The sequence below is a fragment of the Streptomyces rishiriensis genome, from assembly GCF_030815485.1.
Taxonomy (GTDB): Bacteria; Actinomycetota; Actinomycetes; order Streptomycetales; family Streptomycetaceae; genus Streptomyces; species Streptomyces rishiriensis_A.
In genome coordinates this window covers 6456507-6471718 of record NZ_JAUSWV010000002.1, presented here as the reverse complement: position 1 = coordinate 6471718, position 15212 = coordinate 6456507, and the positions used below count along the sequence as shown (strand labels likewise).

Annotated in this window: 14 protein-coding genes and 1 pseudogene; 10 read left to right on the top strand and 5 right to left on the bottom strand. The window is 72.5% G+C overall.

The window, feature by feature from the left end; all coding sequences use genetic code 11:
* The first annotated feature begins 37 nt into the window (after nucleotides 1–37).
* Complete coding sequence (locus QF030_RS31275; protein ID WP_307165913.1) at nucleotides 38–1411, top strand: PhoX family protein; 1374 nt, start codon at nucleotides 38–40, stop codon at nucleotides 1409–1411.
* Here QF030_RS31275 and QF030_RS31270 read toward each other — a convergent pair.
* On the bottom strand, nucleotides 1408–1626 hold the full coding sequence (locus QF030_RS31270) for a hypothetical protein (RefSeq protein ID WP_307167862.1): 219 nt from the start codon (nucleotides 1624–1626) through the stop codon (nucleotides 1408–1410). The two genes, QF030_RS31275 and QF030_RS31270, sit on opposite strands and share 4 nt — an antisense overlap.
* Between QF030_RS31270 and QF030_RS31265 the strand changes: the two are divergent.
* The 3 genes and pseudogenes from QF030_RS31265 to QF030_RS31255 form a co-directional block, all read left to right on the top strand.
* Nucleotides 1543–1875 (top strand): annotated as a pseudogene (locus QF030_RS31265) (AAA family ATPase); the annotation flags it as partial. The gene QF030_RS31270 and the pseudogene QF030_RS31265 sit on opposite strands and share 84 nt — an antisense overlap.
* A gap of 203 nt (nucleotides 1876–2078) precedes the next feature.
* Complete coding sequence (locus QF030_RS31260; protein ID WP_307165912.1) at nucleotides 2079–2933, top strand: polysaccharide deacetylase family protein; 855 nt, start codon at nucleotides 2079–2081, stop codon at nucleotides 2931–2933.
* 119 nt (nucleotides 2934–3052) lie between these two features.
* Nucleotides 3053–3241 carry a hypothetical protein gene (locus QF030_RS31255; protein ID WP_307165911.1) on the top strand — a complete coding sequence of 63 codons (189 nt, stop codon included), beginning with the start codon at nucleotides 3053–3055 and terminating at the stop codon, nucleotides 3239–3241.
* 445 nt (nucleotides 3242–3686) lie between these two features.
* Here the strand turns inward: QF030_RS31255 and QF030_RS31250 are convergent, their stop codons facing one another.
* Both QF030_RS31250 and QF030_RS31245 read right to left on the bottom strand, forming a co-directional pair.
* On the bottom strand, nucleotides 3687–4358 hold the full coding sequence (locus QF030_RS31250) for an ABC transporter (protein WP_307165910.1): 672 nt from the start codon (nucleotides 4356–4358) through the stop codon (nucleotides 3687–3689).
* Complete coding sequence (locus QF030_RS31245; protein WP_307165909.1) at nucleotides 4355–5215, bottom strand: ABC transporter ATP-binding protein; 861 nt, start codon at nucleotides 5213–5215, stop codon at nucleotides 4355–4357. The genes QF030_RS31250 and QF030_RS31245 overlap by 4 nt, the downstream gene beginning before the upstream one ends.
* Before the next feature lie 27 nt (nucleotides 5216–5242).
* Here QF030_RS31245 and QF030_RS31240 point away from each other — a divergent pair, with 27 nt between their 5' ends.
* The 5 genes from QF030_RS31240 to QF030_RS31220 all read left to right on the top strand — a co-directional run bounded on the left by QF030_RS31240 (nucleotide 5243) and on the right by QF030_RS31220 (nucleotide 11767).
* Complete coding sequence (locus tag QF030_RS31240) at nucleotides 5243–5995, top strand: peptidyl-tRNA hydrolase (RefSeq protein ID WP_307165908.1); 753 nt, start codon at nucleotides 5243–5245, stop codon at nucleotides 5993–5995.
* Between the two features lie 307 nt (nucleotides 5996–6302).
* Nucleotides 6303–7865, top strand: a complete 1563-nt coding sequence (locus QF030_RS31235; RefSeq protein WP_307165907.1) for a DUF692 domain-containing protein — start codon at nucleotides 6303–6305, stop codon at nucleotides 7863–7865.
* A 261-nt stretch (nucleotides 7866–8126) separates the two neighbouring features.
* Nucleotides 8127–8903: a DUF4142 domain-containing protein gene (locus QF030_RS31230; RefSeq protein ID WP_307165906.1), complete on the top strand. Its 777-nt coding sequence runs from the start codon at nucleotides 8127–8129 to the stop codon at nucleotides 8901–8903.
* A 342-nt stretch (nucleotides 8904–9245) separates the two neighbouring features.
* Nucleotides 9246–10025 (top strand): TIGR04222 domain-containing membrane protein, encoded by a 780-nt coding sequence (locus QF030_RS31225; protein WP_307165905.1) that lies wholly within the window; start codon nucleotides 9246–9248, stop codon nucleotides 10023–10025.
* A gap of 131 nt (nucleotides 10026–10156) precedes the next feature.
* The gene (locus QF030_RS31220) at nucleotides 10157–11767 is read left to right on the top strand and encodes an alpha/beta hydrolase (RefSeq protein ID WP_307165904.1); all 1611 of its coding nucleotides are present in this window, start codon (nucleotides 10157–10159) and stop codon (nucleotides 11765–11767) included.
* Here the strand turns inward: QF030_RS31220 and hemQ are convergent, their stop codons facing one another.
* A complete protein-coding gene (gene hemQ / locus QF030_RS31215; protein WP_307165903.1) occupies nucleotides 11768–12499 on the bottom strand; it encodes a hydrogen peroxide-dependent heme synthase in 732 nt (243 codons plus the stop codon).
* A gap of 5 nt (nucleotides 12500–12504) precedes the next feature.
* The gene (gene hemG / locus QF030_RS31210; RefSeq protein WP_307165902.1) at nucleotides 12505–13968 is read right to left on the bottom strand and encodes a protoporphyrinogen oxidase; all 1464 of its coding nucleotides are present in this window, start codon (nucleotides 13966–13968) and stop codon (nucleotides 12505–12507) included.
* A gap of 159 nt (nucleotides 13969–14127) precedes the next feature.
* Between hemG and QF030_RS31205 the strand changes: the two genes are divergently transcribed.
* Nucleotides 14128–15189 (top strand): DUF4349 domain-containing protein, encoded by a 1062-nt coding sequence (locus tag QF030_RS31205; protein WP_307165901.1) that lies wholly within the window; start codon nucleotides 14128–14130, stop codon nucleotides 15187–15189.
* Nucleotides 15190–15212: the final 23 nt, after the last annotated feature.

The following is a 15212-nucleotide window of genomic DNA, read 5'->3' as shown; positions in this document are numbered from 1 at the left end:
GATCACAGTTCCTGTCCGCCAGCAGGAAGGTTTCCGCATGTCTGCGACACGACGTCAGATCCTCGCCGGTACCGGCGCCCTGGGAGTGGGCGCGGGAATCGCGTTCACCGGCGCCCTCTCCGACCTCTTCGCGGGCACCGCCGCCGCGCAGACCCTCGGCGGTGACGGCTACGGCCCCCTCGTGCCCGACCCGCAGGGCCTGCTCGACCTCCCCGCGGGCTTCCGCTACCGGGTCCTCTCCCGCGAGGGTGACCCACTGCGCTCCGGCGAAGGTCCGGTCCCCTCGAACCACGACGGCATGACGGCTCTGCCCGGCCGGAACGGTCGCGTCCACCTGGTCCGCAACCACGAGAACCGCCCCACGGCCAAGTTCCCCGTCCCCACGGTCGAGGGCCTGACCTACGACCCGGAGGGCAAGGGCGGCTGCACGGCCCTCACGCTGGACTCCCGGAACCACGTGCTCGCCGAACGAGTGGCCATCGCCGGTACGGCCGTCAACTGCGCGGGCGGGCCCACCCCCTGGCACACGTGGCTGACCTGCGAGGAGACCGAGGACAAAGCCGGCACAAACGGTTACACAAAGGATCACGGCTTCATCTTCGAGGTCGACCCGTCCGACCCGCGCCGCAGCGGGGCCGTCCCCCTGACTGCGATGGGCCGCTTCCAACACGAGGCGATCGCCGTCGACCCGCACCTCGGAATCGTTTACGAAACCGAGGACGCGTTCCTCAAGCCGTTCGGCCTTTTCTACCGCTTTCTCCCGAAGAAACCGTTGGGCGGAGCGGGCTCGTTTCGCGCGGGCGGCCGCCTCCAGGCGATGCGCGTCCCCGGCGTGCCGGACCTGTCCTCGATCCAGGACACGGGCGCCACCTTCGACGGCATCGAGTGGGTCGACGTACCGGACCCGCTCGCCGCCGAAACCCCGGTGCGGCTCCAGGACTTCGGCCCGAAGGGCATCACGCACGCCCAGAAGCTCGAGGGCTGTTACTGGGGCGGGCGGTGCGTGTACTTCGTGTCGTCGTTCGCACGCGGCGCGGACGGCTCGGCGGCCGATCACTTCGGCCAGATCTGGCGGTACGACCCGAAGCTCCGCCGCCTCACCCTTGTCATCGTCTTCGGCCCGGACACGGACGTCCAACTCCCCGGCGAGTCCCCCGACAACATCTGCCTGGCCCCCAGCGGCGGCCTGATGGTCTGCGAGGACGGCAACGGCGCCCAGCACGTCTTCGGCGTGACCAGGACCGGCGAGGTGTACGCGATGGCGCGTGGCCGCCAGAACATCGGAACACCGCAGGCCCCGGAGTGGGGCGAGTTCGCCGGCGTCACCTTCTCCCCCGACGGCGACACCATGTACGTCAACTGCTACACCCCGGGGACGACCTTCGCCGTCACGGGGCCCTGGCGACGCTAGGCCGCCCGACTGGGGACTCGGGCGGTCGCGGGGCGTCCCGACCTGCGCGACGCCTGCCGCCCGGCGAAGGCGACCGCCGCCGCCCGCCCCTGCGTCAGCAAAGCGCTCCCGACGACGCCTTCGATGCCCGAACGCTGCTCGCGGCATTCGCCGCCGACAGGGCGGGGCAGCCCGACGAGCATGCCGACGCGCTCCTTGCGCTCGGCCTGTTCCACGCCGCCGACCTCGCTGTTCCCGTACGGAACCTGTCCGTCGGACAGCGCCGCAAGCTCGAACTGGCCCGGCTTGTGACGGCCGGCCCATTGGATCTGCTCCTGCTCGACGAGCCGACGAACCACCTGGCTCCCGCCCTGGTCGAAGAGATCGAGGCGGCCCTGGACCGCTACACCGGCACGCTGGTCGTGGTGACGCACGACCGTCTCCTGCGCAACCGCTTCCATGGGCTCCGCCTGGAACTGCCCTGACCGTCGGGATGACGCGCCCGAGCCGACAACCGTGAGCGACCGACCGCCCGCGTCTACGGGCCCGCCCGCAACCCGCTGTCTCCTCACCGGCCTGGTGCTGCCCGGGCGAACGAGAGCCCGGGTGGGTGACACGACGATGACACGACCAGAGGCACGGTCGCATATCGCAACGAACACCATCAGAACTCTCATAACTTCATACGATGATCCCTTCCGTACGCCGCCTCACCGCCCTCTGTGCCATCGGGGCCGCCCTCGCCCCCCTCGCTGCCTGCGGCACCCCTGAGGAACCACGCACTGCTCGTCCGGCCGCCCACGCGCCCGCTTCCCCGGCCCCCACCCGGCCCCCCACGCTGGCCCCCGGTCCGGCGGGCCTCACTCCCGTCTTCACTAGAGCGCCCCGCACCGCCGACAAGGCAGTCGCCCTCACCTTCGACGCCGACATGACCGCCGACCAGGGAGCCCGCGCGGCGGCCGGCGAGCACTTCGACAACCCGGGGCTCATCGCCGCACTGCGTGCGCTGAAGGTGCCTGCCACCGTGTTCATGACCGGCCGCTGGGCCGAGGAGTACCCGGACCAGGCCCGCTCCCTGGGCCGCGACCCCCGCTTCGAGATCGCCAACCACTCCTACAGCCACTACGCCTTCACCGATGACTGTTACGGCCTGCCGACCGTCCCGGCGGACAAGATGCGCGCGGACGTGGAGCGGGCGTATAAGGCGTTCCGCAACGCCGGGGTGCCGAACGCGATGCCGTACTTCCGTTTCCCCGGCGGTTGCTACGACCGACAGGCGCTGCGGGCGGTGAGCGGCATGGGCGTCACCGCGGTGCAGTGGGACGTGGTCAGCGGAGACGCCTTCGCGACCGACGCGGACGCGGTGGCCCGGCAGGTGCTCGAAGGAGTCCAGCCCGGCTCCGTCGTCGTCATGCACTGCACGCGCAGCGCCGCCCCGACGACCGAGCGGGCGGTACGGGCCATCGTGCCGGAGCTGCGCCGACAGGGGTACCGGTTCGTCAAGGTGTCCGAGCTGATCGGGGCGGCGAGCGGACGCCGGTGAACCACGCCACCCCGACATCCGGACGCCCCGCCACCCGGAGCACGCGGAGCACCCGAAGGACCCGGACACCCAGGTCCGGACACTCGGACGAGTCGTACTCGCTTACGTACTCTGGAGGTATGAGCGACGACAGTGACCGCGAGTACTGCCTGATCGACGCGACCACGCCGCCCAGCACCGAGGGGCCGCCGTACGCGGAGTGCGTCCTCTGCCGCAAGCCGACCGAGTATCCGGAGTCCTACAAGGGGATCACGCTGTGCCCGGTGTGCGAGTGGCAGGAAGCGCAGCGGACTGCGTGCTCGGGGTAGCACGCCCCGCCCGCACAACCGGTTACGGAACACAATCGGCGCCGACTACCGACCAGCAACCGGATACACGTCAAGTAGCCGGTTGCTGCCGATTGGCGGTCGGCGAGCGGCCGATCACCGTTTCACCATCGCTTACCGTCGCGGGCTCGTGCCACTGACGCGTAATCGGTTACCCGACACCCGCTCGCCCGCTGAAACGGACGGGGGCACAGCGCACTTTCGCTCACGGACGCCGCGTAGACGCTTACCGGCGCACATCACCGCCGAGCGTTGGTTCACTGTTGCGTAACCGCTCTCTCCCAGCCTCCCCCGTCTGTCTGCCCCCGGTTTGCCTCACCTTCCCCCGGCTGCTTCCCCCACCTCCCCGGCTCCCCCGGCTCCCCCGGCTCCCCCTCTCCCGCTCTGACCGTCTTTCCCGGCCTCCCCTCTTCCCCGGCCCCCTTCCTCACGGCGATCGGCGTGACGTAAGCGCGCATGCCAGGGCCGTCGCCGCGGCGCTCAGCAGGGCTGCCGCAGCGACGGGCACGATCGGCACGTGGACGGTGGCCGTGTGGGAGCCGTCCACCAGGCCGCGCACGGCCGCATGCGCCGGGGAACCGGTTACCACCAGGGCCAGCAGAGCCGCCAGGAGCAGCGCGGGCACGGCGCGGCCGGGCGAGCGCAGCACGGGCCAGGCGGTGAGCACGCCGACGGCCGTGCCCAGCAGGGCGCAGGTCAGGACGGCGAGCAGTCCGGCACCGGCGGCTTCCACGACCGGAACGCGCTTGTCGTGGTCGCTGCCGACCGGGTCGCTGATCAGCGTGACCAGCACGGTCGCCGTCACGCCGAGCACGACGGCCGTGGTCAGCGCGACCAGGACACAGGCCAGGTGCGCCCGCGCGGGCCCGGCCGCCGCCGCGACGACGGTGCGGGCGGCCGGGGGCTCGTTGGTGACACAGATCCGCACCAGCCAGGCGGCGACGGGCAGCAGGAACGCGGCCGTGTAGCCCAGCGAGTCCAGCAGCGGCTGGCCTCCCTGCACGCCGATGCCCAGAAAGACGGCGTAGAGCAGGAACGGGGGCAGCCAGCGCTGCGAGCGCAGGAGCAGGGCGGTCTGGTAGCGCAGGAGGGCGCTCATCGGCGTGGGCTCCCGTCCTGACGGACGCTCACCACGTGCCACGGCGGGCGTGCGGTCAGCAGGGCGCGGAGCAGGACGTCGGAGTGGGAGGCGGAGACGGTGAGCCGGTGGTTGCGGTCGGCCGTCTCCTCGGTCGCGGTGGCCAGCCGGAGCGCTTCCGGCGGAAGCGGCGCGGCAGGGCCGCGGACCTCGATGGTCACGTGGGGGCCGTCGGGAACGGCGGCCGGTTCCGCCGCGGTGCGGCGGTGGAGGCCGCCGTCGCGGACGGTGTACTCGGCGTCCGCCCGGCCGGCGAGGCGGCGCGGGTCGTGGTCCACGAAGACGACGGCCGATCCGGCGGCCGTCCGCTCGGCGACGGCACGTTCGAGTTCGGCGCGCGCGTCGGTGTCGAGACCGGTCCAGGCCTCGTCCAGGATCATCAACTCCGGTTCGGCGAGGAGCGCTTGCGCCACGGCGACCTTCTGGCTGCCGCCCTTGGACAGGCGGCTCATCGGGGTGTGGGCGTGCGCGGTGGCGCCGAAGCGGTCCAGCCAGTCGCCCGCGGCCTGTGCGGCCGCCGTACGGGACAGTCCGTGGACCGCGCCGAGGTGGGTGAGGTAGCCGAGGGCGGTGAAGGGGAGGGCGGCGGGGAAACGTTCGGGAACGTAGGCGGTTCGGGGGGCACCGGTCACCCGGCCCTCGGTCGGCGCGTCGATGCGGGCGAGCAGACGGAGCAGGGTGGACTTTCCGGTGCCGTTGGGACCATCGATGCGGGTCAGGGTGCCGGGAGCCGGCTTCAGGTGCACGTCGCGGAGCACCCAGGGGCCGCGAACGCCATAGCGACGGCCCACCGCCTCCAGCCTCAGCTCATGTGGCATGCGGACCGTCCTTTCACGCGCGGATGCATGGATCTTCCACCTGGCAGACTGGAGGACGTGACCAGCGATCCGGCCGTTCCAGGCGACAGCCCCTTCCGTTCCGAGCGTTCGACACGGGACGAGGCTCCGCAGTTCGTCCTGCCTTTGGTGGTCCGTATCGAGCGTGCCGACCCGCCGGCCCGCACGGACGCGCTGGAGACGGCCGCGCGCGCCGTACTGACCCTCCTCGCCGACGACCGGGCGCTGGGCGACGGCGAGTGGGCGGCGGCCGTGCGCGACTGGCAGGACGCCCGGATCCGCAAGGTGGTGCGGCGCGCGCGTGGCGCCGAGTGGCGGCGGGCGGAGGCACTGCCCGGCATCACGGTCACGGGCAAGGCGGCCGAAGTAAGGGTTTTCCCGCCCGTTCCGCTGGACGGCTGGCCCAAGGAACTGGCGAAGCTGCAGGTTTCCGGAACCGATCTCGAGGATCCGGAGCCGCCGGCCGATTTCGACCCGACGGCTCCGGTGATCTGGCAGAACCCGGAGGTCGACATGTCCGCGGGCAAGGCGATGGCGCAGGCCGGACACGGCGCGCAGCTCGCCTGGTGGGAGCTGTCGGACGAGGAGCGGACCGCCTGGCGCGAGGCGGGTTTCCCGCTCGCCGTACGGACCGCGGAGCCGCGACGGTGGCGTGAGCTGACGGAGAGCGGACTTCCGCTGGTAAGGGACGCGGGCTTCACCGAGATCACGCCGGGCAGTTGCACCGTGGTCGCGGACCACCCGGCCCTACGAGCCCGCTAGCCCCGCATCTCGCTGCCTCACCTGCCGGGCAGCGCACCGCGCCGCGCTGGCCGCCTGCCCACCACGCCGGCAGCCCTGCTGCTCGGAACCGCCGCAGCCCGCACCCCCACACCTCCCGCAGGCCCATACCCCCGCAGCGCCGCAGCCCCGCAGCCCCGCAGCCCCGCAGCCCCGACGACCCCGGGCCCTCCAGCTCGGTGGTCCGAACCTCAAATGTTGCTCTGAAGGGAGGCCACGGGCGGTTCGGGAAGCGGTGGCGGGGCCATACCACCGTCACCACGCAGGGGGCACGAAGGAGGCGGGGACCATGAGGCGACTGGGGACGGGGATCGGCTGGCGGCCGGAGATCGCGGACGCCGTGGAGCGGATGCCGGGCATCGACTGGGTCGAGGCCGTCGCCGAGAACGTGTGTCCCGGACATCTGCCTGACTCCCTGCTACGGCTGCGTGATCGCGGGGTCACCGTGATCCCGCACGGCGTCTCGCTCGGGCTGGGCGACGCGGAGCGGCCCGACGCGGGCCGACTGGCCGCGCTCGCCGAGCGAGCCGAGGCACTGGGTTCGCCGCTGGTCACCGAGCACATCGCGTTCGTCCGCGCGGGCGGCCCCCTGACGGCGTCCCCGCGTCTCGAGGCAGGGCACCTGCTGCCCGTGCCGCGCACCCGTGACGCCCTCGACGTGCTGTGCGAGAACGTACGCATCGCGCAGGACGCGCTGCCGGTGCCGCTCGCCGTCGAGAACATCGCCGCCCTCATCGCGTGGCCGGGCGAGGAGATGACCGAGGGACAGTTCCTGTACGAACTGGCCGACCGCACGGGCGTACGACTGCTCATCGATGTCGCCAATCTGCACACCAACCACGTCAACCGGGGTGAGGACCCCGCCAAGGCGCTCGCCGAACTGCCCCTGGAAGCCCTCGCGTACGTCCATGTCGCGGGCGGTTTCGAGCGGGACGGCGTCTGGCACGACAGTCACGCCCACCCGGTGCCCCGCCCGGTCCTCGACATCCTCACCGACCTCGCGTCCCGGGTGTCGCCCCCGGGGGTGCTGCTGGAACGGGACGAGAACTTTCCCGAATCGGCAGAGCTGGAGCAAGAGTTGGCCACGATCAGGGCGGCCGTCGAAGCCGGCGGCCAGAAGGGCGCCCTCACGCGAGCTCGTTCGAGTGCGAGAGAGCACGGCCCGACGAAGACGGGGCCGGAAACCAGAAGGGAAACCGGAACCGAAACCGGGATCGGGACCGTGACCGGGATCGAGACCAGGGCTGAGACCGGGCCGGGAAGCAGGCCCGAGACGGGGACCGGGACCGGAATTGAGATCGGGGCTGAGATCCGGGTCGAGAGGGGGGCCGAGACCGAAATCGGGTACGAGTTCACCCCGTCCCCGTCCACGTCCCCGTCGACGGCAACAGCAACAGCAACAGCAACAGCAACAGCAACGAACCCGACCGCCCCCGACGAGGCGACGCGTCAGCGCCTCGCCCTCGCGCAGGCGGCCCTGTTGTCCGCGCTGGTCGCCGGAACGCCGGTCCCCGAGGGCTTCGACCGGGTGCGACTCGGCGTACAGTCCCGGGCGCTGGCGGCGAAGCGGGCGGATGTGGTCGCCAAGGTGGCCCCGGAGCTGCCGCTCCTTCTTGGAAGCGGTTACCGCGCCGCGTTCATCGCCTACGCCCAAGGGCACCCGATGCACGGTGGCTACCGGCAGGACGCCCTCGACTTCGCCGAGAGAACTCTCCTGGGTGGACGGCTGACCGAGGGCCGGGCCCGCCGCGAACTGCGCCGCTGGTGGCTGGACCGCTCGGGCCCCGCGCCGAGGCCGAAGTCACGACTGCGTCAGGTGGGACGGGCAGGACGGACGTTGATCCGGCGATGAGGGGTCAAGCACCGCGGGCGGCTCGAATGTGCCGGGGTTAACACCCCGCTGCCAGCAACGCGCGCCGCGACGGTTCCACCACCGTTTCCCCACTGTTTCTCCTGCTTTGAGGCTATCTTCAGCCATCCCATTTCGCCCACGAAATCCCCATTGCAACTATTCACCCCTGTACGGCAGTTGGCGGTGCAGGCGCAGTAGCATGCCGGTCAGACCCGCAATCGAAGCGCACTAGTGTGCAGTGCCGCGAGCAGGAGGCACCCCATGCGGCCGCGACCCCCCGTTCAGGGCAGAGGCATCTTCAGCGGAACCGGGCTCATCATCACCGGCCTGGCGGCGACCCTGGCGGCACTGGTCTTCCCGATCTGGTCGTACGCCGACCGGTCGGGCACCGGAGTGGACGTACTGAACGCGCAGACGGTGTCCACGCAGTACGGGCCGCTGTCCGCGCTGGACCGGGACTTCGTCACGAAGGTACGGCTGGCGGGGCTGTGGGAACTGCCCGCCGGTCAGCAGGCGCAGACGAAGGGCACGACCGAGGCCGTGCGGACAGCGGGCCGGCACCTGGTCGCGGGGCACGCCTTCCTCGACGAGCGGGTGCGCACCGTCGCCTCCCGGCTGGGCCTCGCGCTGCCGAACGAGCCCAACGACCAGCAGCGGGGCTGGCTGAGCGAGCTCGACGCGGCACAGGGCCGGCAGTACGACTGGAAGTTCGCCAACATCCTGCGCCTCGCGCACGGGCGGGTGTTCTCCGTCGTCGCCCAGGTGCGGGCCAGTACCCGCAACTCGCTGGTGCGCGAGCTCGCCGACGACGCCAACACCACGGTGCTGGACCACATCAGGATCCTGGAGGCCACCGGGTACGTCGACTTCGACGCCCTCGCCCGGGACATGGCCGCCGGCAGCACGCCACCGATCACCCGCTCCCCCGGCCCGCCGGGGCCGACGGCCGATCCCGGGTCGGTCGTGCCGTTGGCGCCGTCACCGGCCCCCACCTACACGCTCCCCCCTGCCGCGGCCAGTCCGCCGCCCGGCAACTGACTCCGGTTTCCGGGACAGTTTCCGAGACGGTCCACGACACGGGTTGCGAGACGCGTTTCCCAGATACGTCTCCCAGACGCGCTTTCGAGACCGGTTTCCGCATCCGCCGGTTCAGGAACACGTTTCCGCGCGTTTGCGAAACCGGTTTCCCACAGCGGTGCCGACATCCGTTTCAGAGACGCGTTTCCCCGACGCGTTTCCGAGCCGGTTTCCACACCCGTTTCCGAGTCCGTTCCCGAGGGTCAGCGCGAAGGCGAGCGGAACGTCACATATCCACCACGCTCGGTCCGGATTGTGAACAGGGCATGGCGTTTGTCGGTGCACATGGCATAGAAACGCGGCATGGTCTGGGTGCTTCTCCTGCTGCTGGCATGGACCGTCGCGGGTGCGGCGTGCACACGGCTGTGCCTTGCCGCCGTACGGGCGGCGGCCCTCGACGAGGACGCCGGCCAAGGCCATGACCTGACGCTCTATGAGGCCGCCTTCCTGTCCGGCGGTCCGGGCAGGGTCGCCGACCTGACCATGGTCTCCATGGCGCGGCAGCGGCGGCTGGTGCTCGCCCGCACCGGCTGGGCGACCGTCGTGGACCCGCGCGGGCGCGACGAGATGGAGCGGTCGGTCATAGGCGCCATCGGACCCGAGGGACAGTCCCGTATCGCCCCGGCACGGGCGGCGGCGGCCGCCGCGGACGCGGTGGGCGGCCTGGCCGACCGGCTGGTCCGCGCGGGTCTCGCGGTGCCCGACGGGGCCCGTACGACGGTCGCGGCCGGGGTGCGTCAGGTACGGGTCGCCGCCGTGGCCGTCCTCGCACTGGGCGCGACCGCACTGCTGGTTCCCGCCACCCCGGACATGCCCCGCGCTCTCGTCGCGCTCTGGTTCGCGCTGCCCCTGGCGCTCACGTTGAGCTGCCTCGCCATAGCGCGGGTGGAGGTGCATCCGTACTCGCGCTGGGCCTCCCCGGCCGGGCAGCGGCTGCTGGGCGCGCTGGCGCGGCGCGCCGGTGGCACGGCGGGGGACGACCGTACGTATCTGACGTCCGTCGCCGTGCGCGGGATCCGCGCGGTGGGCGAGCCGGACCTGCGGGCGGCCTTCGCTCATCGTGAGCAGTACGGGCGGGACTGAGGCGGGGCGCGCTCGACCAGCGGGGGGCGCACAAGGGGCATTGGCGCCGACACCCGCCGATGGTGCTTGCCTTCCCCCACGGTCGAACCAACCATCCCTTTTGTCGCCGCCGTGCACCGAAGGGACACCCGATGAGAGCCGCCGCCCTCCACTCGGCCGCAGGAGCCCTGCTGCTGACCACCCTCTCCGCCGTCCCGGCGGGCGGCGCCCCGAACCCCGGCGGCCTGTCCGGTTCGTCCGGTGTCGTGCCGGCCGCCGTACGGGCGGCGGCGAAGGGCGTCGACTTCGGGAAGTGCTCCGCCGCGCAGGACCTGCCCGGCAGCATGCAGTGCGGCACGGTCTCCGTCCCGCTCGACTACGCGGCGCCCAACGGCAAGCAGATCGAGCTCACCGTCAGCCGGGTGCGGGCCACCCAGCGGGATCCGCACAACAGCAAGCGCCGGGTGCCCCGGCAGGGCGCGCTGGTCTTCAACCCGGGCGGTCCCGGCGGCTCGGGCCTGTACTTCCCGCTGATCGGGCTGCTGCCGGAGTGGAAGCGGATCGGGGCGGCCTACGACCTCGTCGGCTACGACCCGCGCGGGGTCGGCCGTTCGGCGCCGTTGTCCTGTCAGGATCCCAAGCGCTTCTTCAAGGGCCCCGCCCCCGCCCCGGAGCACCCCTCGGAGTCGTACAAGCGGGAGCGCATCGCGCAGGCGAAGGCGTACGCGCGGGGCTGTGCGAAGCGGTCGGGCAGCGCCCTGCGGCACTACAACTCGCTCAACAACGCCCGCGACCTGGACGTGCTGCGCGCAGCGCTCGGCGAGGAGCGGCTGACGTTCATGGGGGCGTCGTACGGCACCTACTTCGGGTCGGTCTACGCGACGCTGTTCCCCTCCCATGTGCGGCGGATGGTGTTCGACGCCGCCGTGAACCCGGACCCGGCGCAGATCTGGTACCGCAACAACCTCGACCAGTCGGCGGCGTTCGAGAGCCGCTGGACGGACTTCCGGGAGTGGATCGCGCGGCACGACGACGTGTACGGCCTGGGCGGCACGGCGGAGGCGGTGCTCGCCAGTTACGAGCGGGCGCGCGCCCGGCTGGCCGCCGAGCCGGCCGGCGGGAAGGTCGGTCCGGGCCAGCTCCAGGGCGCGTTCCTGCAGGCCGGGTACTACGACGACTACTGGCCGGCCCGGGCGCAGGCACTGTCGGAGTATCTGAGGGGCGATCCCGAGCAGCTGATCGCGCAGGCCGGACCGGTGCGGGAGGCCGCGGTGGAGGCGGAGAACGCCAATGCCGCGTACACGGCCGTGGAGTGCAACGACGCGTCCTGGCCGACCGACTGGAAGGTGTGGGACCGCGACAACACGCGGCTGGCGCGCGTCGCGCCGTTCGAGACGTGGGACAACGTGTGGGCGAACCTGCCGTGCGCGTACTGGCCGGCGCCCCGGCAGCAGCCGGTCGACGTGCGGACCGGTCCGGGTGAGCTGCCGCCGACGCTGATCCTGGCCGCCGAGCGGGACGCGGCGGCGCCCTATGCCGGGGCGCTGGAGATGCACCGGCGGCTGACGGGCTCGGTGCTGGTGACCGAGCGGGACGCCGGCACGCACGGCATCGCGGGCGGCCCGAACCGGTGCGTCAACGGCCATCTGGAGGCGTATCTGCTGGAGGGCCGGCTCCCGGGGCGGCGCGCGGCCTGCGCCCCGCACCCGGAGCCCGAGCCGGCGGTCGCCCCCGCGGAGCGCGCCGCCCGGCCGGGGCGCTGATCAGGCGAGGCCCGCGACCAGTTCCGTGAGGTCCTTGCGGCGGCCCGTGTAGAACGGGACCTCCTCGCGGACGTGCATGCGGGCCTCCGAGGCGCGCAGGTGGCGCATGAGGTCGACGATGCGGTACAGCTCGTCGGCCTCGAAGGCCAGGAGCCACTCGTAGTCGCCCAGCGAGAACGAGGCGACGGTGTTGGCGCGGACGTCCGGGTAGCCGCGGGCCATCTTGCCGTGGTCGGCGAGCATGCGGCGCCGGTCCTCGTCGGGCAGCAGGTACCAGTCGTAGGAGCGCACGAAGGGGTAGACGCTCACGTAGTTGCGGGGCGTCTCGTCGGCGAGGAACGCCGGGATGTGCGAGCGGTTGAACTCGGCGGGGCGGTGCAGTGCCATGTTCGACCAGACCGGCTCCAGAGCGCGGCCCAGCCGGGTGCGGCGGAAGAGGTTGTACGCCTCCTGGAGCTGGTCGGCGGTCTCGGCGTGCCACCAGATCATGACGTCGGCGTCGGCGCGCAGCCCGGACACGTCGTACGTGCCGCGGATCGTCACGTCCTTGGCGGCGAGCTGGTCGAACAGCTCCTGGACCTCGTCGGCGTAACCCGCGCGGTCCTCGGGCAGTACGTCCTTCAGCTTGAAGACGGACCACAGCGTGTAGCGGATGACCTCGTTGAGGTCCTTGGCCAGCTTGCCCTTGTTCGGGACCCTGCCGGACTCGGTGGTGGGGGCGTCGTCACTCATGGTTCTTATTCTCCCGCTCCGCCGTGCAGACTCTGCACCGGGTTGGCGGCGAGCTCCCGGACGGCGCTCAGGTCGTCGCCGAGCTGGTCGACCGCGGCGTAGGCGCTCGCGATGCAGGCCGGGATGCCGACGCCGTCGTAGGGGGCGCCGCAGACGGCGATGCCGGGGAGCTCGGCGACGTGCTCGCGGATGCGGGCCACGCGCGCGTGGTGGCCGACCGGGTACTGCGGCAGGCCGTCCGTCCAGCGGGTGACGCGGGTGTCGAGGGGCGTGGCGTCCAGGCCGGTGGCCGCGCGCAGGTCGTGCCGGGAGACGTCGACGAGGTCGGCGTCCTCGCGACCCAGGATCTCCGTCTCGCCGTACCGTCCGACGGAGGTGCGCAGCACGATCGTGTCCGGGTCCTCGTCGGCGATCCAGCCCCACTTCCGGGAGGCGAAGGTGGACGCCTTGATGGTGCGTCCGTCGACGGGCGGGACGAGGAATCCGCTGCCGTCGGGCAGGGCGCCGGCGGTGTCGGTGCGCCGGTAGGCGAGGGTGACCAGGGCCATGGAGGCGTACTCCACCGTGCTCAGTGCGGCGGCGGCCCCGGGGGACTCGGCGGCCAGCAGGGCGGCGGCGGCCGGCGCGGGCACGGCGACGACCACGGCGTCGGCGTGCAGCACCCGCTCCCCCGCGGTGACGCGCCAGCCTCCGCCGGGTGCTCGGCGCAGTCCGGTCACGGGTACGCGCGTGTGGATCTCGGCGCCGCGCGCCCGCACGGAGTCGGCGACGGCGAGCGGCAGGGAGCCCACACCGCCCTGGATGCCCATGAACACCGGGCCGGTCTGCTGGTCGGCGGCGGTCTTCGCCTGGATCTCGCGGACGGCCTCGGTCAGCGAGGTGTGGGTCAGTGCCGCCCGGTAGAGCTGCGGGACGGCGGAGCGCATCGAGATCCGGTAGGCGTCTCCGGCGTACACCCCGCCGAGCAGCGGCTCGACGAGGCGGTCGACGACCTCGCGCCCGAGGCGGGCCGCCACGTACTCCCCGACCGCCACGTCGTCGCCGACCTCGGTGCGGGGCAGGTCGGCGTCGCGCTCGATACGGGCGAGGCCCTCCTCGGAGAGGACTCCGGCGAGGGCGGTCGCCGTGCCCGGCACGCCCATGACGTGGCCCTTGGGCATGGGGCGCAGCGCGCCGCGGGTCCAGATCGACGCCGTCGCGGTGGCCGGCGGCTGAAGGCGGTCGGAGAGGCCCACCTCGCGCGCGAGGGCGACCGCCTCGGGCCGGCGGGCCAGCATCGACTCGGCGCCGAGGTCCACGCGCACGCCCGCGATCCGGCCGGGCAGCAGCTTGCCTCCCACCCGGTCGGAGGCCTCGAGGACGGTCACCCGCGCCCCGCGCTCCAGCAGTCGGTGGGAGGCGGCCAGACCGGCGATCCCGGCTCCGACGACGACGACGTGCTGCCCCGTGCCCGTACCCGTTGAGCTCATGCGTCCACTCTCTCAGACCCCACTGACACCGCCGTCGCGGCACGGAGTCCTCCCCGCGTCCCGACCGTGACCTGTTCGGAACCGATCCCCGCCAACGTCCCGGCCCGCTCGCGCGTCGAAGGAGCGTCAAGGCAGTCACCACCTCGGGGGTTCACCCAGATGCGCACACGACGTTCCGCAGGACACTCCGTACGACGTTCCGCACGGCCCGCCCACGCCCTGGCCGGGCTCCTGCTGGCCGCGGCCCTCGCGCTCACCGGATGCAGCGGCGCGAACGATTCGGGGGCGAGCAGTTCGGCCGACAAGGCCGCGGTCGGGGAGGCCGCCGCGGGGGAGGCGGGCGCCGGTGACGCCGACGCCGCGCAGGACGCGAAGCAGGGTGCGGGCTCCAGCGGCTCGAAGGCCACCTCCGCACCCGATGTCACCGTCAGCCGGATCATCCGCACCGCCTCGCTGACCGTGCAGGTCAAGGACGTGCCCAAGGCCCTGGACGAGGCCCGCGCGACCACCGAGAACGCGGGCGGCTACGTCGGGGACGAGACGACCGTCCGGGACGAGGACGGTGCCGAGCGGACCCGGGTGGTGCTGCGGGTGCCCGTCGCGAAGTACGACGACGTCCTCGCCGACCTCCAGGGGGCGGGCAAGCTGCTGGAGCGCACGGCGAAGGCCCAGGACGTCACCGACCAGGTCGTCGACGTCGAGAGCCGCATCGCCTCGCAGCGGGCCAGCGTCGTCCGCGTCCGCGAGCTGATGGACCGGGCCACCAAGCTGAGCGACGTGGTCACCCTGGAGGGTGAGCTGAGCAGCCGGGAGGCCGATCTCGAGGCGCTGCTCGCCCAGCAGTCGTCCCTGAAGGACCGCACGAGCCTGGCGACCGTCACCCTGACCCTGTCGGAGAAGCCGGTCGTCCCGGCCGCCGAGGACGACGACCCGGGGTTCGTGGACGCGCTGGCGGGCGGCTGGGACGCGTTCGTGACGATGCTGCGCTGGATCGCCGTCGTGTTCGGTGCGGCACTGCCGTTCCTCGTGGTGGGCGTCCTGCTCGTGCTGGCGTGGCTGCGGCTGGTGCGGCCGCGCCGGAGGGCGGCGGAGGCGAGCTGGGCCCGGTTGAGCGTGCCCGGGCAGCCGGGGGCAGCGCCGGCGGGGACCGCGCCGACGGGCCCGGCGCAGACCGGGGCCGCAGAGGAAGGGGCCGGGACGGACGGGCCCGGGCAGCACTGAACTGCGGGTCCCCCGTAGCGTGT